This is a genomic window from Halosimplex marinum (assembly GCF_051414075.1).
Taxonomy (GTDB): Archaea; Halobacteriota; Halobacteria; order Halobacteriales; family Haloarculaceae; genus Halosimplex; species Halosimplex marinum.
In genome coordinates this window covers 460724-486621 of sequence record NZ_JBLKNY010000004.1, presented here as the reverse complement: position 1 = coordinate 486621, position 25898 = coordinate 460724, and the positions used below count along the sequence as shown (strand labels likewise).

The window sequence follows — 25898 nt, the reverse complement described above, 5'->3', positions numbered from 1 at the left end:
CAGTCCGGACGCGGCCCCGCGTTCAGCCGGGGAGGTCGGCGTCGGCGTCGACGGTCCGGTCGGGTTCGGGCGGCAGTTCCCAGTCGGTCGCGAGTTCGAGTAGCTGGACGAGCATATTGGCGGTGGCGCCCCAGACGGTGACGCCGTCGACGCGGAAGAAGTGCAGTCGGATCTCCCCGTACTGGGGGTGGTCGCGGCGCTCACTCTCGTAGTTGTCCGGGTCGGTGAGCCCCTCGACGGGGAGGACGGCCACCTCGGCGACCTCCTCGTCGCCGGGTCGGTACTCGCGGTCGGCGACGCGGGCGACGAACGGCCGGACGAGGTAGTCGGTGATCGTCCGGATGTCGTCGAGGCGTCCGACGGCCTCGGCCTCCTCCGCGCGGAGCCCGATCTCCTCGCCAGCCTCCCGGAGCGCGGTCGCGAGCAGGTCCGCGTCCTCGGGTTCGCGGCCGCCGCCGGGGAAGCTCATCTGTCCGGGGTGGTCGCTGAGGTGGTCGGCCCGCTTCGTGAACAGGACGTGGTCTGCGCCGTCGCGGGTGACGACCGGCGCCAGGACCGCCGCCTCGCGCTCCTCGCCGGTGAGGCGGTCGCTCCCCTCCGCTCGCGACCCCTCGGCCGTCAGCTCGACCGGGTCGCGCTCCCGCACCCGCGACAGGTCCATACCCGGCCGAACGGCCCGGGTCGTCTTAACTGGCGGGTTACCCTCGAAGGAACGGCGGTCGGACCGACGAACCGTGACGCGACTCGGTCGGCGAGTCGCCGGCGGGGGACTCATACGGATTACTGCAAGCGTTTACCGGGGCGACCGCACGACTGCGTGCAGTCGATCCCGGAATGACTTGCAATAATCCGTATCACAGTGGTTCGAGGAGGAAGCCCACGGCTTTAGCCGTGGGAGGAATCCGCCAAGCCTCGACTCAAACCACGAACGATAGCAGGCCGACCCCCCCATGGCAACCGTATAATTTATAAAAAATCTGTTCGATATGTGAACTATCGATGGAGGTGATTCGCACCGTCAAAGTCAAACTCGACGTGCCCGACGAACGGTGCGACGACCTCCATCAGACCAAAGACCAGTTCCTCCACTGTGCGAACACGACCGCAGCGTGGGCGTGGAGACACCCGAACGACTACTGCATAACCTCGAAACAGAAAGCCGAGACCGCCCTCTACGATCAACTTCGCACCGAAACGGAGTTGACCGCGAACCTCGTCCAGAAGGGGATTCGACGCGCCATCGAGGCCACGAAAAGCGGGGTCGCACGACTCAAGAACGGCGACAATACGAGTCAACCACACTTCGATGCGTGGAGCGTCGTCTACGACAAGCGAAGTGCGACGTTCCACCGCGACCACGTATCGCTCTCGGCGGTAAACGGTCGCGTCGAGTGCGACTACGTGATTCCCGACGACGCCGAGGGAACACCGATTGGTGAGTACCTGCTGAACGAGGACTACGAGTTCCGCACGTCCACCCTCCAGTACGACCGCCCCACGGAGTCGTTCTACCTCCACGCACGGATGCGCCGAAGCACAGACGACGAACAGTCCACGACTGAGTCTCCCAACCCCGAGCACAGAACAGTCCTCGGTGTTGACCTGAACGTGGATGGTTCGCTTGCCGTGACTTCCACAGGTGCGTTCATCGGGAACGCCGACGAGATGAATCATCGCCGCCGCGAGTTCGAGAAGACTCGCGGGTCGATGCAACAGGCAGGGACGCGGTCGGCGCACTTATCGATTCAGTCGATGGAGGACCGCGAACACCGTTGGATGCAGGACGAACTACATTGCGCCTCGAACCAGATCCTAGAAGAAGCCCGCGACCACGACTGTACGCACATCGCCTTCGAGAATCTGACCGATATTCGCAAGCGGATGGCTGATGCGAAGCGATTCCACGCATGGGCATTCCGACGCTTGGTCGAGTATGTCGAGTACAAAGCCGAGATGGTCGGTATTGGGGTTGCGCAGGTGAGTCCTGCGTACACGTCTCAACGGTGTTCCTCGTGCGGATTTACGCACGAGAGCAATCGACGGTCGAAACACCAGTTCGTGTGTCAGAAGTGTGAGTACGAACTGAATGCGGATTACAACGCGAGTAAGAACATCGCTCGCAAACTTCTCAAGAAACTCCACTCGGGGCAGACGTCTTCGGGTGGAGGCGCACCCTGTCAGTGTGCGCTCACGTCAGGGACGCTGAACCTGAACGGCGAGTTCCACGCCTCCGTTGATTCGACGGCAGAGGGGGAGTCCACTGACAAGCCCACGACTTCAGTCGTGGGTCACTGACACGTCGTCGAGTCGCTCGCGCAGGTCGGCGGTGTCGACGGCGGCCCACGTCTCCAGGTCGTAACAGACCTCGACGAGCGCGTCGGCGCGGTCGGCGTCGCCCGTCTTGGCGACCGCGACCGCCTCGGCGTCGAGCCGGTCCCGGGCGGCGGCCGCGGCGGTCTCGCGGTCGACCGCCCGCTCCTCCACGTCCATGATGTGCGGGAGATCCTCCGCGCGTTCGGGCAGCGTCGGGAACGCAGTCGGGCCGGCGACGAGCAGCGTCGCGTCGTCGCGCTCGACGGGGACGAGGTGGTAGCTCTCGACGGCGGCGTCGACGGCCGCGGCGACGGCGTCGGCGTCGGGCTCCTCGCCGCGCTTGTACGCCAGCTCTTCGAGCCCGCGGTGGAGTTCCTCGCGGGTCAACCCCCCGAACAGGTCGACCACGCCCGCCAGTTCGTCGGCGACGAGACTCATACCCGGGGCCACGACGCCGGCCCATTTCAGCGTTCGCTTCCCACTTTTTCCGGCGGAGAGCTCCTCGCGGCCCGTGGGACCGCTGCGGGGGTCCTCCGCCGGAAAAACGTGGGGAAAAATGCCGGACGACTCGGTCGCTGTGCTCCCTCGCGTCCGGTGAACCGCTCGCTTCGCTCGCGGATGCCGGCGTGGCAAGTCCATGGTCTGTAGTTAGCATCCGACTCCTTCGGCGCCGGTTCACCGCATCGAGGCCGAAGGCCGAGATGCGGCTTTTTCACTCATGTTTTGGGCCGGGGGGTTCCCGCAGCGAGCGAAGCGAGCGAGGAAAACCCCTCCCCCGGCGAAAAAGATGGCCTCAGTAGGTCTTCGCCCAGTAGGCGGTCTCCTCGGCCTCGTCGCCGCAGATGGCGCAGTCGTCGTGGACGGGCTCCTCGTCGCGGTCGAGGGGGACCATGACGATCTCGGCGGCCAGCGCGTCCTTGATGGGGTCCTCGCAGTCCTCGTCGCCGCACCAGCCGGACTTGACGTAGCCGCCGTGCTGGCCGATGGTACCGAGGATCTCTTCGCGGGAGTCGGCCTCGCGGATCTCGCCTTCCAGCGTCTCCTCGGCGCTGGCGTAGAGCTTGGCGTAGACGGTGTCGAGGTGCCCCTCGACGGTGGCGGCGATGTCGTCGCGGCTCTCGACGCTGTTCTCGCCGTCGGGGCGGTGGACGAGCGTGAGTTCCCCGTCGTCGACCTCGTTGGGGCCGACCTCGATGCGGAGGGGGACGCCCTTGAGCTCCCACTCGTTGTACTTGAAGCCGGGGTTGCGGTTGTCGCGGTCGTCGAGATTGACCCGGACGCCGGCCTCGTCGAGTTCGGCGGCGGCGTCGGCAGCGTACTCCAGTACCTCCTCCTTGTTGTCCTCCTGCCAGATGGGGACGATCACGACCTGCGTGGGCGCGAGCGTGGGCGGGAGCACGAGTCCCTGGTCGTCGGAGTGGAGCATGATGAGCGCGCCCATCGAGCGCCACGAGAGGCCCCAGGAGGTCGTGTGTGCGGTCTGTTCCTCCTCGTCCTCGTCGGCGTAGGTGATGTCGAACGCCTCGGCGAAGGAGGTGCCCAGGTAGTGGGAGGTGGCGGCCTGGACGCTCTTGCCGTCGGGCATGAGCGTCTCGATGGTCGTGGTGGTGTGGGCGCCGGGGAACTTGTCGTGTTCGGGCTTGCGGCCCTTCAGCGCGGGCATGGCCATCACGTCCTCGTAGAGGCGCTCGTACTGGTCGAGGCGGGTCATCGTCTCGTCCCAGGCGCCGTCCTCGTCGGCGTGGGCGGTGTGGCCCTCCTGCCAGAGGAACTCCTTCGTGCGGAAGAACGGCTTGGTCTCGGTGGCCTCCCACCGCACGACCGAACACCACTGGTTGAGCCGCATGGGCAGGTCGCGGTGCGAGCGGACCCAGTCCGCGATGAAGGGGGTGATGATGGACTCGCTGGTGGGGCGGACGGCGAGGCGCTCTTCGAGTTCCTCGTAGCCGCCGTGGGTCACCCACGCGACCTCGGGGTCGAAGCCCTCGACGATGTCCTTCTCCCGTTCGAGGTAGCTCTCGGGGATGAACATCGGGAAGTAGGCGTTGTCGACCCCGGTGTCCTTGAACCAGCCGTCGAGGTGGTCCTGGATGCGCTCCCAGACCGCGTACCCGCGGGGGCGGGTGACGATGAACCCGCCCATGGGCGCGTAGTCGGCCAGCTCCGCCTTCTGCACGACTTCGGCGTACCACTCGCCCGTCGAATGCTCCTTGCTCTCGGTGATGCCGAGCTCTTGTTCGCCACTCATTGATAGCTACTCAGACCGCGCTGTGTTAAACCGACTGCGTTCTGCCGACCGGCACCGCTCCCGTAGATATATAAACTGTCACCGGACCATCCCCGAGCGCGGCGGTGTCCCCGAGTTCCAGTTGGACGCTCGCGCGGTTGAAGCGACCTGACGAAGCCCCGGTTCGGACTCCCGAACCGCCGGCGCCGCCGACAGCCCCGGCGACGGTCGACCGGCACCGTCGCCGCACGGACAGATCCGTCAGCGAACGGCCGTCTCCGACGCCGACCGATCAGACCTGTCGTCTCTTGATCTGGCCGTAGACGGCCGCAAAGCCGGACGTTCGTGCGGTGTGGTTCGGAATACCACACAATAATTAAGTATAAACCGCGCTTCCGTACACGTATGTCCTCCGCCAGCCCGGCGCGGACGGCGTCCGCTTCGCTGCGCGACCGACGCGACACCGCGGACCGACGCTTCCCGACACCGCTGGCGGAGTCTTTCGCGACAGGATAGCGCAGTTCGACGGCGCCCCCTGCGGTGCCGTCGCCGGTCGACGCTCCGTACCTTCGACAGGCGACACTGCGGACGAGCGGACAACGACACCATGAGCACGATACGAGACACGGACCTGATACGGACGAACGACTACGCCGACGACAGCGGCGAGGTGCGGGTCCTCGACCCGGACGGCCGGCTCCTCCCCGGCGCGACCGAGCCCGACCTCTCCGACGAGGCGCTGGTGACGATGTACGAGGCGATGCGGGCGGCCCGGCACTTCGACGAGCGGGCGGTCAGCTGGCAGCGACAGGGTCGGCTGGCGACCTACGCGCCGATGAGCGGCCAGGAGGCCGGCCAGGTCGCGAGCACGCTCGCGCTCGCCGGCGACGACTGGGTGTTCCCGACCTACCGCGAACACGCCGTCCGGCTGGTCGCGGGGTTCGACCTCCCCGAGATCCTCCGCGGGCTGATGGGCGCGGAGTTGCCCTGCGGTTCCGCGGACGGACCGACCGTCGCGCCCGAGGCGATCCCCATCGCGACCCAGCTCCCCCACGCGACCGGCGCGGCGATGGCGGCTCGCCACCGCGGCGACGAGTCCGTCGCGCTCGCGCACTTCGGCGACGGGGCCACCTCGGAGGGCGACTTCCACGAGGCGCTGAACGTCGCCGGCGTGTTCGACGCGCCCGCCGTCTTCCTCTGTCACAACAACCAGTGGGCCATCTCCGTCCCCCGGCGGCGCCAAACGGCGAGCGCAACCCTGTCACAGAAGGCCGACGCCTACGGGTTCGAGGGGATCCGCGTCGACGGCATGGACCCGCTCGCCGTCTACTCCGTCGTCCGCTACGCCCGCGAGAAGGCCCTCGACCCCGACCCGGAGGACCTGCGGCCGACGCTGATCGAGTCCGTCGAGTACCGCTACGGCGCCCACACGACCGCCGACGACCCCGACGTGTACCGCGACGACGGGGAGGTCGAGTACTGGCGCGAGCGGGACCCGATCGACCGCCTGGAGACGTTCCTCGTCGAGACCGGCCGGCTGGACGAGGCGGGCGTCGACGCTATCGGCTCCCGCGTCGAGGAGCGCGTCGCCGACGCCATCGAGGCGGCCGAAGCCGAGGCCGCGCCCGACCCGGACGACCTCTTCTCCGAGGTGTACGACGAGGTGCCCGACCACCTGGCCCGCCAGCGCGAGGGCCTCCGGCGGCTGCGCGAGCGCCACGGCGACGCGCTGTTGCGAGACTGAAGGAGGCGATCGCCCCGGTCGGCGATCCCGCCGCTGACGACATCTCGCGGTCGAGACCGCCGCTCCGGTTCCACAACCTACTTGTTTCCGTGTGGTATCCGCACAACGTAGTTACCACGTGGCTTCAGTAATGTTACGACGCGAGCTACTGGCGTCTGCGGGCGCCGCCGCGGCGACCTCGATCGGTGGAGCGGGATCCCGGGTCGGCGAACGGGGACGGGACGGCGACGCGGCGTCGAGGCCGTCGGACGACGCGGGACGGGCGGACGGCACGACGTGGCCGCAGTACCAGCGGGACCCCCGGAACACCGGCCGGGTTCCGCCGGTGTCGGCGCTCCGCGGCGGCGTCGCGCAGTCGTGGTCGTTCGACACGGACAGCGCCGCCGGGTGGCGACGGGCACCGGTCGTCGACGGGGACACCGTGTACGTAGCCGCGGACGGGTTGTATGCGTTCGACCGGGAGATGGGCGTGAAACAGTGGGAGTTCGGCGTCGGTGAGGGGTGGGGGTACAGCACGCCGGCGGTCGACAGCGGCGTCGTCTGCAGCGTGCAGTTCGAGGACACGAGCGCGAAGCTGTACGGCGTCAACGCCGCCGACGGGAGCGAACGCTGGGTCCACGAGGTGGGGATCGACCCGATCTCGGTCCCGGTGACCGTCGCCGACGGGACGGCGTACGTCTACGGGGGCTCCAACACGCACGCTGTCGACGTGAGTTCGGGCGAACACGAGTGGAAGGTCGACGCCGCCACCGCCTACGAGGAGGGCCCCGCGCCGGCGGTCACCGAGGACACCGTGTACGTCGGCGGTCTGACGGCCCTCGACCGAAGCGACGGGACCGAGAAGTGGCACTACGACGCCGGCGGCGTGACCTCCCCGGTCGTCGCGGACGGCCGCGTGTACGTGGGCAGTTTCCAGGGCGACGAGTACCGCGTCGTCGGGGTCGACATCGCCGAGCAAACCGGGGTCTGGCAGGCGACGCTGGGGAGCGACAGCGGACACAGACCGCATCGGAGTCCCGTCGTCGTCGGCGACAGGGTGATCGTGTCGGCCGACGAGCTGTACGCGTTCGACGCCGAGACCGGCGACGAGGTCTGGACTGCGGAGGACGGCGTCTCTTCGAGAGGCCCGGCCACGGACGGCGAGACGGTGTACGTCGCGAGTGGGTCAGAGAGCACGCTGCGGCTGAGAGCGTTCGACGCCGCGGACGGCACGGAGCTGTGGACCGCCGAATACGACACCGACGACGAGTATCCGGGCACGCAAACCCCCGCGATCGCGGGGGAGTCGGTGTATCTGCACGGCGGTGCCGAGATCCGCGCGCTCGTCCCGGACAACGACCCGCCCGTCGCGGACGCGAGCGTCGAACCGGCGGAACCGCTCGTCGGCGAGGCGGTGACCCTCGACGCGTCGGCCTCGACCGACCCCGAGAACGCGATCGAGCGCTACGAGTGGGACCTCGGGGACGACGGGACCGTCGACGCGACCGGCGAGACGGCGACCGTCGAGTTCTCGGAGCCCGGCACCCACGCCGTGGTCCTCACCGTTACGGACGCCGGGGGCGCGACCGACACTCTCCGCACGTCGGTCGCCGTCCGCGAACCGAACGAGCCGCCGTCGCCGGAGATCGCGGTCAGCCCGTCGACCCCCCGCGCCGGCCGGCAGGTCACGCTGGACGCGTCGGCCTCGACCGACCCCGACGGGTCGGTCTCGACCTACGAGTGGGACCTGAACGGCGACGGGACGACGGACGCGAACGGCCGGTCCGTCACGCACACATTCGAGTCGGCCGGAACGTACGGCGTCGAACTCACCGTGACCGACGACGACGGCGCGTCGGCGTCGGCGACGGCCTCGGTGTCGGTCGCGGAACCGACGCCCTCCCCCGCGGGGACGCAGCCCCCGACCGCCGACGCGGGCGCGACGGGGCCGGGAACACCCGGGTCGAGAACCGGCGGGTCGACGGCCGCGCCGTCGGAGGGCTCCGCACGCGGTTCGCCCGCGTTGTCCAGGGCGGGGGCGAGTCCCGCGCCGTCGACGGCGACGAAGTCGGTCGGGGGCGCGCTGACGGCGGTGGTCGCGGGCCTGCTCTCGACGGAGGCGCTGGTCGTCTTCGGCGTGGCCGTCGTGGCGGTCCTCATCGTCGTCACGTGGGAACGGCAGGTGGAGTGACCGTGTCGCTCCGGTCGCTCGTCGCGGTCGCGTGGCCGACGGCGTTCGTCCTCGCCGCCCTCCCGGTCGCGCTGATGGCGACCGTCAGGGTCGGCTACGGTCGACGGGCGCGCCTCGGCGTCGCGGTCGGGTGCGTCGGTGCGGTCGCGGTCCTCCTGGCGGTCCCGCCGGCGGGGGCGGCGCTCCGGTGGGGGCTGACACTCGTCGGCTTCGCCGCGCCGATCGCAGTGAGCATCATCGCGATCAGGTACGTGGTCGACGAGACGTGACGGGGACGTCGCTCCAACTCGCGGCCGCGCTGGAGGTCATCCCGCCGTGGCTCCCGACGGCGGCCGTCGCCGGGGGGTTCCTCCTGCTCCTCGCGGGGCTGTTCGACCGCCTCCTGGCGAACGCTCTCGGGGGGTGGCGGTCGTACTCCCGACCCTTCGGGTTCGCGGCGGCGGCGCTGTTCGCCGCGAGCGTCGCCGGCGCGACGTACGTCACGGTCGTCCGCCGGGAACTGGCGCTGCTGTTCGCGCTGTCCGTGTTCGTCTGTGGCCGGTGCGTCCAGGGCGCGATCACCGCGCGGATCGTCCAGAAGGTGCTCGGGTTCGTCCTGGACGGGAGCGGGGAGGGCGGTCGCGGGGACTCGGTCGCCGCCCTCCTCCGATCGGGGGTCGACTACCTCGTCTCGCGGCTGCTCGACAAGGCGAAGCTGTTCGCCGCGGTCGGCGTCATCGCGGCCTACACCGCGTCGAGCATGGTCGCCGTCTTCGTCGTCGGCGACGGGAGCGTGGCCGAGGCGCTCGAGCGGTTCTGGATCGGCGTCTTCTTCCTGACGCTGGCCGGGGTGTCCTTCGACGCGCGCTACTTCGCCCACCGCGTGTCGTGGACCGCGACGCTCGGGCTGGTCGTCGCCACCACCGGCGCCGTCCTGTACAGCCCGGCGGGTACCTCCGGTCTCGTGGCGACGCTGTCGCCGTACCTCCAGAACCCGGTGCCCGACTGGACGAAGTACCCGCTCGGCGCGGTCGGGTTCCTGTTCGGCGTCTCCTTCTGGTCGTTCTTCTACGTGCGCTCGCGTCCGTGACGGCGGTCGACTACGGGTCGACCGCGAACGGGCTCTCGCCCTCCCGCCACTCCCACCCGGGGAGTCGCGTCTGGAACCCCGCCGCGAGTGCGGCGTCGAGATCGTCGAGGCCGGCGGGGTCGCCGTCGTCGACGCCGCCGGATCCGCCGGCCTCCTCGCCGGCCGTTTCCGTGTCTTCGATGGCCACGTCGGCGTAGTGGAAGGTGGCCTCGCCGAGCAGGCGCAGCGGCTGGTCCCCCGCGATCATTCCCGCGAGTTCCCGGCCGAGCAGTTCGTCGACGACGAACCCGGGGTAATCCCCCTGCACGTCGAGGTCCCGGAGGACGGCGACGAGTGCGGCGACGTTGACGGCGCGGTCGCCGTCGGCGAACACCTCGTCGACGGCCCGGCGGTACTGCTCGGCAGTCACCTCGTCGACCTCGGTGTCGAAGCGGTCGCCCAGGTCCGCGCGGGTCGCGTTGATCAGCGCGACGACGACGGCGTCGCGTTCGCGCACCCACTCGTGCTGGTCGGCGACGGCGTCCGGTGTGATTCGCATATCGACTCTCTCGCGTCGGATCGCCTACTCGTTTGCGAAGGCTTTTATAACGACGGGAGGTTAGGGGGGAGTAAGCCGGTTTTCCGGACACTTCCGTCTAGGGTCCGGAGTGGATTCCCCCAGCAGGAAAACCGACCTATGAGTATTGCTCTCAGACCCCGGCAGGCACGCCGTGGCGCGCGCGACGACGAGCGGACAGTCGCCGGCGCCGCCCGGCGACCGGCCGGTCCGACCCTGTTTTCGCAGCTATGAGTCAAGTAGACAAGCAACTCGACGATATCAGAGCAGAGATCGAACAGGAAGTCCCGGTCGACATCTCCATCACGGAGGTCGCCTACGAGGGGCCGGAGCTGGTCGTCTACACGCGCGACCCGAAGAAGTTCGCGAGCAACGGCGACCTGATCCGGAAGCTCGCCTCGAAGCTCCGCAAGCGCATCACCGTCCGGCCCGACCCCTCCGAACTCTCCGAGCCCGACGACGCCAGGGCGACCATCGAGAGCATCATCCCCGAGGAGGCCGGCGTCACCGACCTGGACTTCCACCACGACACCGGCGAGGTCGTCGTCGAGGCCCAGAAGCCCGGCGTGGTCATCGGCCGCCACGGCTCGACGCTCCGGGAGATCACCCAGGAGGTCGGCTGGACGCCCGAGGTGGTCCGCACGCCGCCCATCGAGTCCTCGACGGTCGAGAACGTCCGCAACTTCCTCAAGCAGGAACGCGACGACCGCCGGGACATCCTCGAACGGATCGGCCGCCAGATCCACCGCGAGGAGATGTCCGACGACGAGTGGGTCCGTATCTCGACGCTCGGTTGCTGTCGCGAGGTCGGCCGCGCCGCCTTCGTCCTCTCGACGCCGGAGACCCGCGTGCTCATCGACTGCGGCGACAAGCCCGGCGCCGAGGACGAGGTGCCCTACCTCCAGGTGCCCGAGGCGCTCGGCTCGGGCCCGAGTTCGCTCGACGCGGTCGTGCTCACCCACGCCCACCTCGACCACTCGGCGCTCGTCCCCCTCCTGTTCAAGTACGGCTACGACGGCCCGATCTACTGCACGGAACCCACGCGGGACCTGATGGGCCTGCTCACGCTTGACTACCTCGACGTGGCCGCCAAGGAGGGCCGGACCCCGCCCTACGAGTCCGAGATGGTCCGCGAGGCGATCAAACACACCATTCCCCTCGAATACGGCGACGTGACCGACATCGCTCCGGACATCAAGCTCACCTTCCACAACGCCGGCCACATCCTCGGGTCGGCCATCTCACACTTCCACATCGGCGACGGCCTCTACAACGTCGCCTTCTCCGGGGACATCCACTACGAGGACACCCGCCTGTTCAACGGCGCCGTCAACGAGTTCCCCCGCGTCGAGACGCTCGTCATGGAGTCGACCTACGGCGGGCGCAACGACTACCAGACCGACCAGGCCGACTCCGAGCGCAAGCTCAAGGAGGTCATCAGGAACACCGTCGAGCGCGACGGGAAGGTCCTCATCCCCGCCTTCGCCGTCGGGCGCTCCCAGGAGATCATGCTCGTCCTGGAGGAGGCGATGCGGGAGGGCGAGATCCCCGAGGTGCCGGTCCACCTCGACGGGATGATCTGGGAGGCCACCGCCATCCACACCACCTACCCCGAGTACCTCCGCGACGACCTGCGCGACCGGATCTTCCACGAGGACGAGAACCCGTTCCTCGCCGACCAGTTCAACCACATCGACGGCGGCGAGGACGAGCGCCGGGAGATCGCCGACGGCGGTCCCTGCATCGTCCTCTCGACCTCCGGGATGGTCGAGGGCGGCCCCATCATGTCCTGGCTCCGCCACGTCGGCGGCCAGGACGACGGCACCATGATATTCGTCGGTTACCAGGCCCAGGGCACGCTCGGTCGCCGCATCCAGAACGGCTGGGACGAGATCCCCGTCAACGACGGCGGCGGCCGCGGCGACACCCTCTCGCTGAACATGGACGTCGAGACGGTCGACGGCTTCTCCGGCCACGCCGACCGCCAGGGCCTGGAGAACTTCGTCCGCACGATGAACCCCCGCCCCGAGAAGGTGCTGTGCGTCCACGGCGACGAGTCCTCCACCCAGGACCTGTCGTCGGCGCTGTACCACGAGTTCGACATGCGCACCTTCGCCCCGAAGAACCTCGAGACCTTCCGGTTCGTCTGAGGCCGCTCGACGACCGGCCGCGCCGCCGGATCGAACCGCTGTCGCGTCCGCCGAACCGAACCGCACTTTGCCTTGCCCCGCCCATCGCCGTCCGTGAGCGCCTCCCTCGCCCGTCTCGACAGCCTCGACGCCAGGTATCCGCTCGCCGCCGGGACCCTCGTCGCCCTCGCCGCGACGGCCGGGAGCCTCTACCTCTCCGAGGGGCTCGGACTCGTGCCCTGCGAGCTGTGCTGGTACCAGCGAATCCTGATGTACCCGCTGGTGGTCGTTTTCGGCGTCGCGCTGGTCGAGCGCCGCCCCGGCGTCGCCCGCACGGTGCTCCCGCTGTCGACGCTGGGGACGGCCCTGGCGGCGTACCACTCCTGGCTGCAGATCGCCGGGGGCGGCCGCTGCGCGTTCGGCGGCTGCGCGACGGTGCAACTGCGCGTGGTCGGGCTGACGATCCCGAACCTCTCGCTGGTCGCGTTCGCGCTGGTCACGACGGTGGTCGCGTGGCTGTCCGTCGGCGACTGGTGACGGTCCGAACCTGCGGACGTGAAACGGTGACAGCGAGGCCGGGTGACGACACGGTCAGGTGACGGCACGGCTGGTTACGACGAACCGAGTGACGACGGGACCGCGCGAAGACGCGCCGCGCCGGGGTCAGCTCGGGTCCTCGTAGCCGAGCTGGTCGTCGAACTCGGACTCGAGCTCGTCGAGTTCGGCCTCCAGCTCGTCGATGCGGTCCTGGAGGCGGCGGAACTCGGCGCTGTCCTCGAGCGCCGAGGGGTGTTTCTCGACCTCGAGGACGTTGCGTTTCACCCGGAGCGTGCTGAGTTCGCGCCGGGCCTCGTCGTACTCGTCGAGCAGTTCGAGCCGTTCGACCGTCTCGACCAGGTCGTCGCGGTCGACCGGCTTGACCAGGTAGTCGTCGCAGTCGATCGTGACGATGTCGAAGTCCGGGTCGACCGCCGTGACCAGGGCGATCTGACAGTCGACGTTCCGGGCGCGGATCTCCTCTAACACCTCGTCGCCCGAGCGGTCGGGCATCCGCCGGTCCAGCAGGACGATGTCGACGTCGTCGTCGACGGCCGACAGCGCGGCCTCGCCGCTGTCGACCGTCCGGACCGCGTAGCCCAGCGGTTCGAGGTACAGCGCGAACGACTCGCGGACCACCTCCTCGTCGTCGACCACGAGGATCGTGGTCGGGTCGTCGCCCGGGGACCCGTCGAGTGACTCCGTCTCCCCACTCTGCATCGGGCGGACGTAGGATTTTCCGATAGAAAAACCCCCCCGTCTCGGAACGGCCGTCAACGGGTCCTCGGTTGACGGGTGCGGCGCGGGCCTGCGATCCGTGTGAACGGTCGGACCTGACCGGAAGGGGCTTCCGGGACCCAAGCGGTTACGGCGCGGCCGTCACACGGTACGGTATGGAGTACGTCCGACTCGGCTCGACGGGACTGGAGGTATCGCCCATCTGCCTCGGCACCTGGCGGTTCGGGCTCGAACACGAGGACAGCGGCGTGATGGAGACCGACCGCGAACAGGCCCACGAACTGCTCGACGCGCTGGACGAGCGCGGGGGCAACTTCATCGACACCGCCAACGGCTACGGCGGCGGCCGCTCGGAGAAGTGGATCGGCGAGTGGCTCGAAGACAGGGACCGCGAGGACTACGTCATCGCCTCGAAGTGCTACTGGGCGGACGTCTCCCGGTTCCAGGAGAACCTCTCGAGGAAGAACGTCCGCGCGGAGGTCGAGGGGTCGCTGGAGAAACTCGGCACGGACTACCTCGACATCCTCTACCTGCACCGCTTCGACGACGAGACGCCCATCGAGCACACGCTGCGGGCCGTCGACGACCTGATCAGCGAGGGGAAGGTCCACTACGTCGGCATCTCGACGTGCGACGCCTGGAAGCTCGCGAAGGGCCTCTGGAAGGCCGACGTGAACAACTACGAGGCCTTCTCCGTCACCCAGCCGCAGTACTCGGCGACGTATCGGGACCCCGTCTCGGAGTACCTGGACGTCTGCGCCGACCAGGACATCGCGGTCTGCCCGTACTCGCCGCTGCACGGCGGCTTCCTCACCGGCAAGTACGAGCGCGTCGGCGACGGCGAGGTGAAGACGCCGGACGGCTCCCGGGGCGACCTCGACGACCATTTCACCGACTGGTACCTCGACGACCAGGCCTGGGACGTGCTCGACGAGATCCGGGCCGTGGCCGAGGAGGTCGACGCCACGCCCGCGCAGGTGTCGCTGCGCTGGCTGATGGACCACGAGCGGTTCACCTGCGTCCCGATCATCGGGGCCCGCACCGTCGACCAGCTCGACGAAAACCTCGACGCCATCGAGGTCTCGCTGTCCGACGACCAGTGGGACCGCATCGACGCGGCGACCGAGGCCTGACCGCGGAAGCTGCGCCGCTCGACCGCACTCGCGCGGGCGCCGACCCTCCCCTGGGACCGCGGTAACCTGAACTGAACGAGGATATCATTCGCCTACCCGGTCGGACCGGGCTCCGAGGTCCGACCGGACGCGGACACGGCCGAACGGACCCGGCGGCGTGATTTCCGCACCGCCCGGGCGGAAGAAACCGGATATTTCCCCGACGCGACCGATACCCACTCAATTACAATTCCGGGCTACTGTCAACGGGGGGATATGGTCGCAGATCGGGATGGCATGGACTGCCTGGTCGTCGGTCTCGACGCGGCGTGCCGGCGGGTCCTGGCGCCGCTGTTCGAGGAGGGACAGGTGCCGACACTCGAATCGCTGTTCGACAGGGGGACCAGCGGGTCGCTGCGGTCGGGAATTCCGCCGTGGACGCCCAGCGCGTGGCCCTCGCTGTACACCGGGACGAACCCCGGCAAGCACGGACTCTTCGACTTCCTCGCGTTCGACGGCTACGAGTGGGACGTGGTCGACGCCACGCACCTGCGCGAGCGGGCGGTCTGGGAGTACCTCTCGGCGGCCGGCCACCGGAGCGTCGTCGTCAACGTCCCGGTGACCCACCCGCCCCGGTCGTTCGACGGCGCGCTGATCCCCGGCTACACCGCGCCCGAGGACCCGCCCTGTCACCCGGAGGGATTGCTCGACGACGTGCGCGACGCCGTCGGGGACTACCGGGTATACCCCGACGCCGAGGGCGACGGCGCCGACACCGACTACGCCGCCCACCGCGAGGTCGTCCGAATGCGCGGCGACGCCTTGACCTACCTGGCCGACCGGTTCGACCCCGAGTTCGGCTTCCTCCAGTTCCAGGTCGTCGACACCGTCTTCCACCGCTTCCCCGACGAGTGGGAAGCCGTCGAGGCCGTCTACGAGGCCGCCGACGAACAGCTCGACCGGGTCCTGGACCGGGTCGACCCCGACACCGTCGTCGTCGTCAGCGACCACGGCATGGGCGAGTACGACGACTACGAGTTCCGCGTCAACGAGTTCCTCCGCGAGGCCGGCTACGTCGAGACGAGACGCGGCGGCGAGGGGATGCCGACGTGGGCGACCGTCCGCGACTCGAAGCTACGCCGCGGCGAGACCGGCGACGTGGACCGGAGCGCCCTCGACGCCGCGATGGCCGGGCTGGCCCGCGCCGGCGTGACCACCCAGCGAGTCGTCCGCGTCCTCGACGCACTCGGGCTGACCGGGGCGGTGGGCCGGGTCGTCCCGTCGTCGGTCGCCGAGTCCGGCGCCGAACAGGTCGACTTCCCCGCCTCGACGGCGTTCGTCCGCTCGCGGAGCGAACTCGGCGTCCGGATCAACGTCGAGGGGCGTGAACCCGAGGGGACGGTCCCGCCGGAGGAGTACGATCGGGTCCGCTCGGAGCTGATCGACCTGCTCTCGGGCGTGGAGACGCCCGACGGCGACCCCGTCTTCGAGGCGGTCGAGCCCCGGGAGGCGTACTTCGAGGGGCCCGCTGCCGAGGCGGCGGTCGACATCGTTCTCGTCCCCCACGAGTTCGAACAGCTCCTCTCGGCGCGGCTGGCCGACGACGCCTTCGGTGAGCCGTCCGAACCGTGGAACCACAAGCGCGAGGGGGTCGTCGCGGTGGCGGGCGAGGGCGTCGACACTGCGGCGTCGCTGTCGGGCGCGCACATCTACGACGTGGCGCCGACGCTCTTGGCGCTGTTCGACCTGCCGCGGGCCGAGCGGATGGACGGCGGCGTCCTGCCGGTCGTCGAGCCGGCGGGCGTCCGCGAGTACGCCGACGTGGAACCGGTCGACGCCCCGACCCGCGAGGGGGCGGTCCAGTCGCGACTCGAAGACCTGGGGTACATCGAGGGACGATGAGTATCGACGTGACGCGCCTCGGCGCCGACGAGTTCGACGAGTGGGACCGCTGTGTCGACCGGTCTCCGGAGGCGACGGTGTTCCACCGGTCGGCGGTGGTCGAGGGGCTGGCCGACCACACCGGCGCCGAGCTCCACCCGCTGGTCGGCTACAAGGGCCAGGAGCCGGTCGGGATCCTCCCGGTGTTCGAGCTGGAGAAGGGGCCGGTGCGGGCGGCGTTCTCCCCGCCGCCGACCACGTGGGTCGAGTACCTCGGCCCGGCGCGGCTGAACATGGCGAAACTCTCCCGGCGGAAGGCCGAGCGGCGCCACCGGCGGTTCCTCGACGGCTGCTTCGAGTACGTCGCGGAGACGGTCGACCCCGCGCTGACGCGGCTGGACACCGGCCCCGGCTACGACGACGTGCGCCCGTTCCAGTGGGACGGCTACGCGACCGAGCCCCAGTACACCTACGTCGTCGACTTGACCGACGAGGAGGACCTGCTCGGCCGGTTCAGCAGCGACGCCCGGTCGAACGTCACCGCCGACCACGACGCCGACTACGTCGTGCGGCGGGAGGACGACGCGGTGGCGGCGATCCTCGACCAGGTCCAGCGCCGCTACCGCGAGCAGGACCGGCCGGTGTCGCTGCCCGTCGAGTTCATCGAGGGGCTGGCCGCGGCGCTGCCGGCGGAGTCAGTGCATCCGTACGTCTGTCGGGTCGACGGGGAGTTCGTCGGCGGCATCCTCGCGGTCGCGGACGACGACACCGCCTACCGCTGGCTCGGCGGCGTCCGCCCCGACGGCGACGTGGACCTGCCGGTCAACGACCTGCTCGACTGGACGGTGATGACCGACGCGCTGGCCGACGGCCGCGACCGCTACGACATGGTCGGCGCCGGCGACGAGCGGATCAACGAGTACAAGGCGAAGTTCGACCCGCGACTGGAGACCAGCTACCGGATCCACAGCAACCCGCTGCTGTACGACGCCGCCAGCTGGGCCTACGAGCGCGTCGAGCGCCACCGCATCGGCGTGGGCGACGGGGGGGACGGGTTCGAGCGGTCGACCCGACTGCTCGCGAACGCGGCGACCAGCCTGTTCGGGCGGAAGTGAGCGGGTGAGCGCCGGACGGCGGCCGTTCTGAACGGAGCCGTTCCGGGGAGTAGGCGCCCATTTCTCGGCGTCCGGCGGTGAATACTAACGGTACGCCCTCGACAACGGACGGGCAGATGAGCATCGACCCAGCCGACGGGCCCGCCGCGGTCGTCGTCCCGGCCATCGCCGCACCGAGCAGCGTCGCCTGCGTCCGCTCGCTCGGGAAGCGCGGGGTCCACACCGTCGTCGTCTCCGAGGACGCCGAGGCCGCGGCCTTCCGGTCGCGCTACGCCGGCGAGACGGTCGTCGTCCCGGACCCGGGCGAGGACCTGGTCGCCTACAAGGACGCCCTGCTCGCCCTGGCGATGCGGCCGGACGTGCTGACGATACTGCCCGTCCGCGAGGAGGACGTGTACGTCCTCGCGCAGTACCGCGAGGAGTTCGAACCCCACGTCGAGACGCTGTGGCCGACCGCCGAGGGGCTACGGCGGGTCCAGGATCGGGTCGAGCTGTTCGACGCAGCCGAGCGGGCCGGCGTCGCCGTCCCCGACACCCGCCTGCTCGACGAGGTCGATGACTGGGACCGCGAGTGGGTCGTCAAGGGTCGCTACACCCTGCTGACGGACGCCTACGTCGACGACATCCCGCCCGGGCGCTCGCGTGACCCGCCCGCGACGCAGTACCTCAACGGCGACAGGCCCGACGTGGAGACGATCCGCCGCCACAACGGCCACACGCCGATCGTCCAGGAGTTCCTGCCCGCCACCGACGAGTACGCCTTCTTCGCGCTGTACGACGGGGGCGAGCCGGTCAGGACCTTCCAGCACCGCCAGGTCCGCGCGTACAACTACGCCGGCGGGCCGAGCTCCTTCCGGGAGTCGGTGTCGATCCCCGAGCTCGGCGAGGCGGGCCGGGCGCTGCTGGACGAGCTGGAGTGGCACGGGCTGGCGATGGTGGAGTTCCTGCGCGACGACGACGGCGAGTTCCGGCTGATGGAGATCAACCCGCGGCTGTGGTCGTCGCTGCCGTTCTCGGTCCGGGCGGGCGCGGACTTCCCCCACGACTACTGGCTGCTGGCCCGGGGGGAGCGCGACCGCATCGTCGACGACTACGAGGTCGGCACCGCGGGTCACCTCGTCCGCGGGGAACTCTCCTATCTCCACAGCGTCCTGTTCGACGACGAGGAACTGGTCGAGCGGCCGGACCGACGCGAGGCGTTCGCCGCGGTCGCGGCGTCGCTGCGCGAGCATCCCCGGTTCGACTACCTGCGGGCCGACGACCCGCGGCCGTTCGTCCGCGACCTGCTGAACGAGCTGGGCTGAAAACGCGGCCCCGGTCGTTCGACCGGGTCGGTCAGTTGCGCTGTCTCTCCTGGAGTCCCGTCGGGCGGGTCGCCGATTCGTCGGTGCGCTCGTAGGCGCTCCGCACGTCCTCGACGGTGGCGCAGTCGTGTTCGGCGGCGAACACGAGCAGGTCGACGAACGAGGCGTCGAACTCGGCGGCGAGCGCGCGCAACTGGTCCGAGAACGACGAGTGGAAGTCGGCGAGCCCGTAGAGCACGTCGTCGACGGCGACGCCAGCGGCGTCGGGATACACGTCCGCCAGCAGCTCCTCGATCTCCCGGAGCCGCCGCCAGTCGGCGCGGGACACGTCCTCGAGGTAGCGGCCGGCGAGCAGTTCGGTCTGGGTGTTGCCGGCGCTGCGGCCGACCCCCTGGAGCGACGCGTCGACGTAGCTGGCCCCGCAGTCGACGGCGCGCTGGGCGTTGGCCAGCCCGAACCCGATGTTGTCGTGGCCGTGGTAGCCGACTGCGGCCTCCACGTCGGCCATCGCGGTCACGTAGTCCTCCACGTCCGCGGGCGTGAACCCGCCGGCGGAGTCGACGACGTAGACGGTGTCGGCGCCGTACTGGACCCCGACGCGGGCGGCGTCGGCCGCCTCCGCCGGCGAGACGAGGTACGTCTTCAGCAGGTTGAGACTCAGCCGCGTGTCGAGGTCGGCCAGCTCGCGGAGCAGCGGGCGCGCGGCGACGGGGTCGTCGGCGTCGACGCCGACGCGGACGAGGTCGAACGCCGACTCGTAGGCGGCGACCAGCTCCACCTGCTCCGGGCCGGCGACGCCCGGCAGCAACAGCGTCGTGAGCCCGGTGTCGGAGACGGCCTCCGCGACGGTCCGGAGGTGCTCGGCGTCGGGCGGGTGCGGTTCGGGGGTCGTCGTCCCGAACCCGGTCCCCGGCCCCACGTCGAGCAGGTCGACGAACGACAGGTCGTCGACCCGGTCGGCCAGCGCGGCCAGCTTCGGGGGGTCGAACCGGAAGTCGCTGACGTAGGAGCCGTCCCGGACGACCTCCTCGACGACGGTGGTTCCGCCGAGCGTCATCGTCTCTCCGCCGGCGGGCGGGGACCGGCGGACCCCTCCGGGCGGCGCCGGACCGACGGGGCGCGGTTCGCGAGCGACAGTCCGTGTTGGCGACGCGGTCGTCTGCGTGGTGGCACACTCATGGTAGGTGGACGCCGCCCCGAGGGGCGGCGGTTCGCCACAGTGTACCACGGTCGGTCCGATTGTTATGGTCCACTTTTCGGGCGGTACAACCCGGTTACGGCCCCATCCTCGGAGTTCGAGAATCGGGCCGTTCGACGGTCAACCGAGCCGTTCTCGGACGGTCCCGTAGAGCGGCGCGACCCGCTCGTAGACCGGATACGGCGTGTGCCGCGCCGCGGTGCGGACGAGCCGCTCGCGGGCGGGCGGGCCGGCCATCGACTCGAAGTCGGCCCGGCGGAGCCACGCGAGGAAGTCGTCGGACCCCTCCACGGGCAGGTCCGCGCCCTCGGGGATCCGCTCCTGGAAGATCTGCCAGTGGTACGGGGCGTGCTGGTCGTTCAGCCACGCGCCGGCCTCGAAGCGCTCGACGGCGTGTTCGAACGACGCCCGGTCGACGTCGAAGCCGTGGTCGCCCGGGTCCAGTCCCGCGAGCGCGAGCCCCAGCGCCGTCCGGACGCACTTCTCGCAGCGCCCGCAGTTGTCGGCGGCCTCCGAGGCCGAACAGGAGTACACCGGCAGGTCCGGGTCGCGGGACCGGACGTGGTCGGCGACCACCTCGATGCGCTCCTGGCGCTCCAGCTCGAAGAGGTCGTGGACGCCCGTCGAGTCGGCCCAGGCGATCTCGTTGTCGATGTCCGGGTGGGTACCCCAGGGCATCGCGCGGCCGTCCCAGTCGTCGACGACCGGCGGCGGCTCCATCCCCTCCCAGACGGAGGCCGCGACGTAGATCTCGCCCAGCCCCTCCGCGACCGCCAGCGGCGCGCAGAGGCCGAGCAGGCCGAGACCGCAGCCGACGGCGCTGTACCAGGCGCCGTCGTGGCGCGAGCGATACCTGGCGTCGAGCATCGCCGTGTCGAGAAACTCCAGCATGTTCGACCGGACGAACCGCGCGTCGACGCCGAACCGCTCGGCGAACGACTCCGTGCGGTCGCGCATCCCCCGCCAGCGGTCGGGCTCGTCGACGCCCACCACCCACCCCTGGACCGTGATCAGCGTGGGTTCGGCCTCGCGGTGGCGGACGTACGTCGCCAGGGAGTCGACGCCGCCCGTGAACAGCATCCCGGTGTCGTCGGCCGTCCGGCGGTCGGCCGGCGCCGCGTCGGCCCACTCGGGCGCCCGCTCGACGACGACCCGGCCGCCCTCGACGAAGGAGTACATCTCCGAGAGCGTCCGGCCGACGGTCTCCAGCGAGTCGAGGAACCGCCGGTCGACCGCCGGGGCGCGCACGTCCGCGCCGACCGTCCAGGCGACCGGACAGACCTGCGCCAGCACCGGGATCGTCAGGACCGACTCGGGCAGATCCGAGACGTCGACGCCGTACTCGACGTAGAACGGAGACTCGTCGAAGAACGGCCGCAGCTCGTCGCTGTAGGAGAGGGTCGCCTCGACGCGGGGGCCGTCGGCGGTCACCGAGTCGACCTCGACGACCGGCGTCCGGGAGTCGCGGCCGGAGCCCGTCGCGTCGCCGGCGTCCCCGATCGTGGCGAGAATTGCGGATGCGGCAGTTCGGAGCACGCACCGTACCAGCGGCCGAGCGATGTAAAGTATGCATCCGCTATGTTCGTTCGCGCTCGACTAACGATCTTCTGGGAGAGGGCAGGGCGTCCGGAACGACTCGCGAGCGGGGACCCAACCCGCCGGGCCCGCTCGCGCTCCGGCGGGCGACCGCCCGGGGCACGAACGGGTCGGGGAGCGCCTACGCGGGTACTGACCGCGTTCGCGGTCGCCGGACGGTCCGGTCGAACAGCACCGCCTCGTGTTCGGCGACGACGGCGTCCCAGTCGTGGGCCTCTGCGGTGGCTCGCGCCGCGCGCCCGAGCGCCCGGGGGTCGACCGCCCCGCCGACCACGTCGTCGAGCGCGTCGGCGAGTCCCGCCGCGGTCCCGTCGTACAGCAGGCCGTTCTCGCCCGGTTCGACCAGCCGGCGGTGGGCCGGGATGTCCGTGGCGACCACGGTCGAGCCGGCGGCCATGTACTCCAGGAGCTTCGCGGGGAAGCTGACCCGGTAGGACTCGATGTCGGCCAGCGACGAGACGGCCACGTCGGTCTCCGCGAGGAGCTCCGGCACCTCCTCGTGGGGGACGATCCCCAGCCAGGTGACCCGGTCGTCGACTCCGAGGTCGCGGGCCCGCTCGCGCAGCGAGGCCATGTAGTCGTCGTCGCCGCCGCCGGCGACGCGGAGCGCCACGTCGCGGTCGGTCTCGGCGAGGGCGTCGAGGACGTGCTCCAGGCCGCGGGGCGGCCCGACCGAGCCGACGTAGGTCACCACCCACGTGTCGTCGGGCCCGCGAGCGCGCTCGCGGTCGGCGTCGATGTCGAAGCGCTCGGTGTCGACGCCCATCCCGATGACGTGGGCCTCCGAGAGGTCGACCCCGTACTCCCGCTCGGTCAGCTCGCGGATGCCGTCGGTGAGACAGACGACCTCGTCGGCCCGGCCGAGCAACAGCCCGACCGCCCGTGCGTACTGGGACTTCATCACTACCCGGACCCGCCGGCTGACCGAGCGGTGCTCGTGGGCCGCGTTCGAGAGGTCGCGCTTCTGTCGCACCGGCACCGACTGGAGGCCGACGACGAGTCGGGACGACCCCGCCCGCGCCGCCGCCCACCCCTGGATGATCGTCTGCTGGAAGGCGTAGACGGCGTCGTAGCGGTAGCGGGCGCCCAGCACCGCCGCGTACAGCGTCGAGACGGCGACGAACAGTAGCCCCGAGAGGATCGGGACGCTCCCGGTGGCGACCTCGTGGTGGACCACGTCGTCGGGGAACTCGTCGTGCTCGTCGTCGCCCGACCGGCGGCGGCTGAGGACGTGGACGGCGTGGGACCGCGAGACCTCCCGCGCGAGGTAGTGGGGCACCGTCGCGCTGTACGGCGAGGAGATCTCCCGGTGGTGGACGAACAGTACCGAACGCCGACTCGTGCTCGGGGACCGGGAACTCATCTGTCGCGCTCGCCCGTCCCACGGGCGCCGGACGGGGCCGCGCGGCGCCGAGTACTGCGTCGGGTCCGACCCGAGAAGCGTGTCAGAGATGTCGCGATACCTGGCATCGACCGAGGGAACCACGCCGGTCCCAATAAGTAAGAGCCGAGTAACCCGCGCGCCCGCGGCGAGCCGCCGATGTCCGGCACTGCCCCGGGGATCCCACTTCCCGACAACGGCCTCAATAGCGGCGCTCGTCTCCGAGCCGCCGGTCCGCCCGGGCGCGCCCGATCGCGAGCGGACCCGCAACCCGACCGACCGAGCCGGCGCCTCTAGAGACGCTATACCGACCGCTCGCCGCCCGCCGCCCGCGCAGACCCGTCCGTAGGCTGATAATAACATTCCCGGGCGACCCGGTGGGGTGGCGTATGAGCATCGGCATCTACGGCGTCGGGTTCGTCGGGAAGGAAGTCGCCGAACTCGCCGCCGACCGGGGCCGGTCGGTGACCTGCGTCGACATCGACCCCGAGGTCGTCGAGCGGATCGAGTCGGAGGAGTACCTCGCGGTCGAGGACTGGTCGTCCGTGTCCGCGACCACGGACGGGGCCGCGGTCGCGAGCGAGGCCGACACCTGCATCGTCACGGTCCCGACGCCGCTGGACGACGCGCGGCGGGTCGACCTGACGCCGCTGCGGGCCGCCGCCGAGACCATCGGCGAGGGGCTGCGGAGCCGCGAGGCGTCCGAGCCCTGTCTCGTCGTCGTCGAGTCGACCGTCCCGCCGGGGACGGTCCGCCGGGAACTGGCCGAGGTCTTCGACACCTACGGGCTGACCGCCGGGACCGACTACTACCTCGGGGCCGCGCCCGAGCGGGTCGACCCCGGCAACGACGCGTGGCCGCTCGAGCGCATCCCGCGCGTGGTCGGCGCGCTCACCGACGGGGGGCGCGACCGGATCGAGGCGTTCTACGACGGCCTGCTCGACGCCGAGGTCCACCCCGTCGACAGCGTCGAGATCGCCGAGGTGTCGAAGATCATCGAGAACGCCTTCCGCGACATCAACATCGCCTTCGCCAACGAGATCGCGGTCTCGCTGGACTCGCTGGGGATCGACGCGGGGTCGGCCATCGAGGCGGCCGACACCAAGCCCTTCGGGTTCATGGCGTTCGAGCCCGGCGCCGGCGTCGGCGGCCACTGCATCCCGGTCGACCCCCACCTCCTCATCGGCGAGGCCGAGGACGCCGGGTTCACCCACGAACTGCTGACCGTCGCCCGGACGATCAACAACCAGATGCCGGAGTACGTCGCGGACCTGACCGTCGACGCGCTCACCCGCGAGCGCGTCTTCCCGCAGGACGCCGAGGTCCTGCTGCTCGGCCGCGCGTTCAAGCCCGACATCGCCGACGACCGCAACAGCCCGTACTTCCCGCTCAGGGAGTCGCTCGCCGAGTACGACGTCGACGTCGAGACCTACGACCCGGTCCTGGAGGCGGAGCGGTCGGTCGACTCGCCGTATCAGTCGGCCGACGCGGTCGTCGTCGTGACCGACCACGACGAGTTCGACGGCCTCGACCCCGAGCGGTTCGCGGCGCTGGGCGTCTCCGCCGTCGTCGACGGCCGGGACGTGTTCGACGCCGAGGCCGTCGAGGCGGCGGGGCTCCGCTACGAGGGCGTCGGTCGAGTATGAAGGTCTTCGTGACGATCCAGCACCCGGCGCACGTCCACTTCTTCCGCAACGCGATCGCGGAGCTGGAGGCCGAGGGCCACGCTGTGTCGGTGTTCGTCCGCGACGTGGCGGTCGCGCCCGAGCTGCTGGACGCCTACGGCATCGACTACGAGGTGCTGGCGCCGGCCAGCGACTCGCTCCCGTCGCTCGCGCGCTCGCAGTTGCAGTACGAGCTGGCGCTGCTACGGCGGGCCTGGCGGGAGGATCCCGACGTGCTAACGGCGATCTCCGAGCCGGCGATCACCCACGTCTCGACGCTGCTGGACTGCCGGTCGGTCCTCTTTTGCGACACCGAGCACGCGACCCTGGAGAACGGCCTCGCCTTCCCCTTCGCCGACCGGGTCTGCACGCCGGAGTGTTACACGGACGAGATCGGCGACAAGCAGGTCAGGTACCCCGGCTACCACGAACTCGCCTACCTCCACCCCGACCGGTTCGACCCCGACCCGTCCGTCCTCGACGACGTGGGCGTCGACCGCGACGAGCGGCTGGTCGTCCTCCGGCTGGTCGCGTGGGACGCCGTCCACGACGTGGGCGGCGCGGGATTCGGCGACGCCCGCGAGGTCGTCGCGGAGCTGGAGCGCCACGGCGCGACAGTACGCATCACCGCCGAGGCCGACCTGCCGCCGGAGCTCGCGGACCGCGACGCCACCGTCGCGCCCGAGCGGATGCACGACCTGCTGTACTACGCCGACCTGTTCGTCGGCGAGAGCGCGACGATGGCCAGCGAGTCGGCCGTCCTCGGGACGCCGGCGGTGTTCGCCTCCTCGCTCACGCTGGGCTACCTGGACGAACTCGAAGCCGAGTACGGGCTCGTCTTCACGACCGGGGGCGACAACCCCCAGGCCGAGGCGCTCGAACGCGCGAGCGCCATCCTCGCCGGGTACGACGAGACCGACTGGGCCGAGCGCCGCGAGCGCGTGCTGGCCGAGCGCGTCGACACGACGGAGGTCATCCTCTCGCAGGTGGGGGACGCGGCCGGGCGGGCGGGCGACGCGGACCGCGGCGTCGCCCACCCCCTCGCGGAGCGCCAGTAGCGGCCGGATAGCCGGTCCGGCGCGGCGCTCTTCTCCGTCCCGGTCCGCCGCGGTATAGACTACCTACGTCGGATACACGAGACATAACAAATGACTCCCGGGCGGA

General features: G+C 70.3%; 21 protein-coding genes. 13 read left to right on the top strand and 8 right to left on the bottom strand.

Annotation, left to right across the window (positions count from 1 at the left end; all coding sequences use genetic code 11):
• Positions 1 to 22: 22 nt before the first annotated feature.
• Positions 23 to 661 (bottom strand): NUDIX hydrolase, encoded by a 639-nt coding sequence (locus ACMGFI_RS10480; protein WP_436909465.1) that lies wholly within the window; start codon positions 659 to 661, stop codon positions 23 to 25.
• A 338-nt stretch (positions 662 to 999) separates the two neighbouring features.
• On the opposite strand from ACMGFI_RS10480, the gene ACMGFI_RS10475 reads away from it, so the two are divergent.
• The gene (locus tag ACMGFI_RS10475; RefSeq protein ID WP_436909464.1) at positions 1000 to 2295 is read left to right on the top strand and encodes an RNA-guided endonuclease InsQ/TnpB family protein; all 1296 of its coding nucleotides are present in this window, start codon (positions 1000 to 1002) and stop codon (positions 2293 to 2295) included.
• Here the strand turns inward: ACMGFI_RS10475 and ACMGFI_RS10470 are convergent.
• A complete protein-coding gene (locus ACMGFI_RS10470) occupies positions 2278 to 2751 on the bottom strand; it encodes a DUF7109 family protein (protein ID WP_436909461.1) in 474 nt (157 codons plus the stop codon). The genes ACMGFI_RS10475 and ACMGFI_RS10470 overlap by 18 nt on opposite strands.
• Positions 2752 to 3106: 355 nt before the next feature.
• The gene (gene proS, locus ACMGFI_RS10465) at positions 3107 to 4561 is read right to left on the bottom strand and encodes a proline--tRNA ligase (RefSeq protein ID WP_436909459.1); all 1455 of its coding nucleotides are present in this window, start codon (positions 4559 to 4561) and stop codon (positions 3107 to 3109) included.
• A 586-nt stretch (positions 4562 to 5147) separates the two neighbouring features.
• On the opposite strand from proS, the gene pdhA reads away from it, so the two are divergent.
• From pdhA to ACMGFI_RS10445, 4 genes are all read left to right on the top strand, one after another.
• On the top strand, positions 5148 to 6284 hold the full coding sequence (gene pdhA, locus ACMGFI_RS10460) for a pyruvate dehydrogenase (acetyl-transferring) E1 component subunit alpha (protein ID WP_436909457.1): 1137 nt from the start codon (positions 5148 to 5150) through the stop codon (positions 6282 to 6284).
• A gap of 130 nt (positions 6285 to 6414) precedes the next feature.
• Positions 6415 to 8454, top strand: a complete 2040-nt coding sequence (locus ACMGFI_RS10455) for an outer membrane protein assembly factor BamB family protein (protein WP_436909456.1) — start codon at positions 6415 to 6417, stop codon at positions 8452 to 8454.
• 2 nt (positions 8455 to 8456) lie between these two features.
• Positions 8457 to 8723 (top strand): hypothetical protein, encoded by a 267-nt coding sequence (locus ACMGFI_RS10450; RefSeq protein WP_436909454.1) that lies wholly within the window; start codon positions 8457 to 8459, stop codon positions 8721 to 8723.
• On the top strand, positions 8720 to 9523 hold the full coding sequence (locus ACMGFI_RS10445; RefSeq protein WP_436909453.1) for a hypothetical protein: 804 nt from the start codon (positions 8720 to 8722) through the stop codon (positions 9521 to 9523). Before ACMGFI_RS10450 ends, ACMGFI_RS10445 begins: the two co-directional genes overlap by 4 nt.
• 10 nt (positions 9524 to 9533) lie before the next feature.
• On the opposite strand, the gene ACMGFI_RS10440 is transcribed toward ACMGFI_RS10445, so the two are convergent.
• Complete coding sequence (locus tag ACMGFI_RS10440) at positions 9534 to 10061, bottom strand: DUF7984 family protein (RefSeq protein ID WP_436909451.1); 528 nt, start codon at positions 10059 to 10061, stop codon at positions 9534 to 9536.
• Between the two features lie 248 nt (positions 10062 to 10309).
• On the opposite strand from ACMGFI_RS10440, the gene ACMGFI_RS10435 reads away from it, so the two are divergent.
• Together ACMGFI_RS10435 and ACMGFI_RS10430 are read left to right on the top strand one after the other, a co-directional pair.
• Entirely contained in the window at positions 10310 to 12229 is a 1920-nt protein-coding gene (locus ACMGFI_RS10435) for a beta-CASP ribonuclease aCPSF1 (protein WP_436909450.1), read from the top strand.
• Between the two features lie 93 nt (positions 12230 to 12322).
• Positions 12323 to 12745 carry a disulfide bond formation protein B gene (locus tag ACMGFI_RS10430; RefSeq protein WP_436909448.1) on the top strand — a complete coding sequence of 141 codons (423 nt, stop codon included), beginning with the start codon at positions 12323 to 12325 and terminating at the stop codon, positions 12743 to 12745.
• A gap of 126 nt (positions 12746 to 12871) precedes the next feature.
• Here the strand turns inward: ACMGFI_RS10430 and ACMGFI_RS10425 are convergent, their stop codons facing one another.
• A complete protein-coding gene (locus tag ACMGFI_RS10425) occupies positions 12872 to 13465 on the bottom strand; it encodes a response regulator (protein ID WP_436909446.1) in 594 nt (197 codons plus the stop codon).
• A 173-nt stretch (positions 13466 to 13638) separates the two neighbouring features.
• Between ACMGFI_RS10425 and ACMGFI_RS10420 the strand changes: the two genes are divergently transcribed.
• From ACMGFI_RS10420 to ACMGFI_RS10405, 4 genes are all read left to right on the top strand, one after another.
• Positions 13639 to 14616 (top strand): aldo/keto reductase, encoded by a 978-nt coding sequence (locus ACMGFI_RS10420; protein WP_436909445.1) that lies wholly within the window; start codon positions 13639 to 13641, stop codon positions 14614 to 14616.
• A 255-nt stretch (positions 14617 to 14871) separates the two neighbouring features.
• Positions 14872 to 16497 carry an alkaline phosphatase family protein gene (locus ACMGFI_RS10415; protein WP_436909444.1) on the top strand — a complete coding sequence of 542 codons (1626 nt, stop codon included), beginning with the start codon at positions 14872 to 14874 and terminating at the stop codon, positions 16495 to 16497.
• The gene (locus ACMGFI_RS10410) at positions 16494 to 17591 is read left to right on the top strand and encodes a GNAT family N-acetyltransferase (RefSeq protein WP_436909443.1); all 1098 of its coding nucleotides are present in this window, start codon (positions 16494 to 16496) and stop codon (positions 17589 to 17591) included. Before ACMGFI_RS10415 ends, ACMGFI_RS10410 begins: the two co-directional genes overlap by 4 nt.
• A gap of 116 nt (positions 17592 to 17707) precedes the next feature.
• Positions 17708 to 18895: a carboxylate--amine ligase gene (locus ACMGFI_RS10405; RefSeq protein ID WP_436909442.1), complete on the top strand. Its 1188-nt coding sequence runs from the start codon at positions 17708 to 17710 to the stop codon at positions 18893 to 18895.
• Between the two features lie 31 nt (positions 18896 to 18926).
• Here ACMGFI_RS10405 and ACMGFI_RS10400 read toward each other — a convergent pair whose 3' ends face one another.
• From ACMGFI_RS10400 to ACMGFI_RS10390, 3 genes are all read right to left on the bottom strand, one after another.
• Positions 18927 to 19952, bottom strand: a complete 1026-nt coding sequence (locus tag ACMGFI_RS10400) for a hydroxymethylglutaryl-CoA lyase-like TIM-barrel protein (protein WP_436909441.1) — start codon at positions 19950 to 19952, stop codon at positions 18927 to 18929.
• A 261-nt stretch (positions 19953 to 20213) separates the two neighbouring features.
• Positions 20214 to 21629, bottom strand: coding sequence for a hypothetical protein (locus ACMGFI_RS10395; RefSeq protein ID WP_436909440.1), 1416 nt, complete (start codon positions 21627 to 21629; stop codon positions 20214 to 20216).
• 181 nt (positions 21630 to 21810) lie between these two features.
• Positions 21811 to 23052 carry a glycosyltransferase family 4 protein gene (locus ACMGFI_RS10390; RefSeq protein ID WP_436909439.1) on the bottom strand — a complete coding sequence of 414 codons (1242 nt, stop codon included), beginning with the start codon at positions 23050 to 23052 and terminating at the stop codon, positions 21811 to 21813.
• Positions 23053 to 23459: 407 nt separating this feature from the next.
• Here ACMGFI_RS10390 and ACMGFI_RS10385 point away from each other — a divergent pair, with 407 nt between their 5' ends.
• Positions 23460 to 24716, top strand: a complete 1257-nt coding sequence (locus tag ACMGFI_RS10385) for a nucleotide sugar dehydrogenase (RefSeq protein WP_436909438.1) — start codon at positions 23460 to 23462, stop codon at positions 24714 to 24716.
• Complete coding sequence (locus ACMGFI_RS10380; RefSeq protein WP_436909437.1) at positions 24713 to 25792, top strand: DUF354 domain-containing protein; 1080 nt, start codon at positions 24713 to 24715, stop codon at positions 25790 to 25792. The genes ACMGFI_RS10385 and ACMGFI_RS10380 overlap by 4 nt, the downstream gene beginning before the upstream one ends.
• Positions 25793 to 25898: the final 106 nt, after the last annotated feature.

Bases quoted from the DNA above. Each gene is read 5' to 3' on its own strand.
- ACMGFI_RS10480 (WP_436909465.1), bottom strand. From the start codon at position 661: ATGGACCTGTCGCGGGTGCGGGAGCGCGACCCGGTCGAGCTGACGGCC.
- ACMGFI_RS10475 (WP_436909464.1), top strand. From the start codon at position 1,000: ATGGAGGTGATTCGCACCGTCAAAGTCAAACTCGACGTGCCCGACGAA.
- ACMGFI_RS10470 (WP_436909461.1), bottom strand. From the start codon at position 2,751: ATGAGTCTCGTCGCCGACGAACTGGCGGGCGTGGTCGACCTGTTCGGG.
- proS (WP_436909459.1), bottom strand. From the start codon at position 4,561: ATGAGTGGCGAACAAGAGCTCGGCATCACCGAGAGCAAGGAGCATTCG.
- pdhA (WP_436909457.1), top strand. From the start codon at position 5,148: ATGAGCACGATACGAGACACGGACCTGATACGGACGAACGACTACGCC.
- ACMGFI_RS10455 (WP_436909456.1), top strand. From the start codon at position 6,415: ATGTTACGACGCGAGCTACTGGCGTCTGCGGGCGCCGCCGCGGCGACC.
- ACMGFI_RS10440 (WP_436909451.1), bottom strand. From the start codon at position 10,061: ATGCGAATCACACCGGACGCCGTCGCCGACCAGCACGAGTGGGTGCGC.
- ACMGFI_RS10435 (WP_436909450.1), top strand. From the start codon at position 10,310: ATGAGTCAAGTAGACAAGCAACTCGACGATATCAGAGCAGAGATCGAA.
- ACMGFI_RS10425 (WP_436909446.1), bottom strand. From the start codon at position 13,465: ATGCAGAGTGGGGAGACGGAGTCACTCGACGGGTCCCCGGGCGACGAC.
- ACMGFI_RS10420 (WP_436909445.1), top strand. From the start codon at position 13,639: ATGGAGTACGTCCGACTCGGCTCGACGGGACTGGAGGTATCGCCCATC.
- ACMGFI_RS10415 (WP_436909444.1), top strand. From the start codon at position 14,872: ATGGTCGCAGATCGGGATGGCATGGACTGCCTGGTCGTCGGTCTCGAC.
- ACMGFI_RS10410 (WP_436909443.1), top strand. From the start codon at position 16,494: ATGAGTATCGACGTGACGCGCCTCGGCGCCGACGAGTTCGACGAGTGG.
- ACMGFI_RS10405 (WP_436909442.1), top strand. From the start codon at position 17,708: ATGAGCATCGACCCAGCCGACGGGCCCGCCGCGGTCGTCGTCCCGGCC.
- ACMGFI_RS10400 (WP_436909441.1), bottom strand. From the start codon at position 19,952: ATGACGCTCGGCGGAACCACCGTCGTCGAGGAGGTCGTCCGGGACGGC.
- ACMGFI_RS10390 (WP_436909439.1), bottom strand. From the start codon at position 23,052: ATGAGTTCCCGGTCCCCGAGCACGAGTCGGCGTTCGGTACTGTTCGTC.
- ACMGFI_RS10385 (WP_436909438.1), top strand. From the start codon at position 23,460: ATGAGCATCGGCATCTACGGCGTCGGGTTCGTCGGGAAGGAAGTCGCC.
- ACMGFI_RS10380 (WP_436909437.1), top strand. From the start codon at position 24,713: ATGAAGGTCTTCGTGACGATCCAGCACCCGGCGCACGTCCACTTCTTC.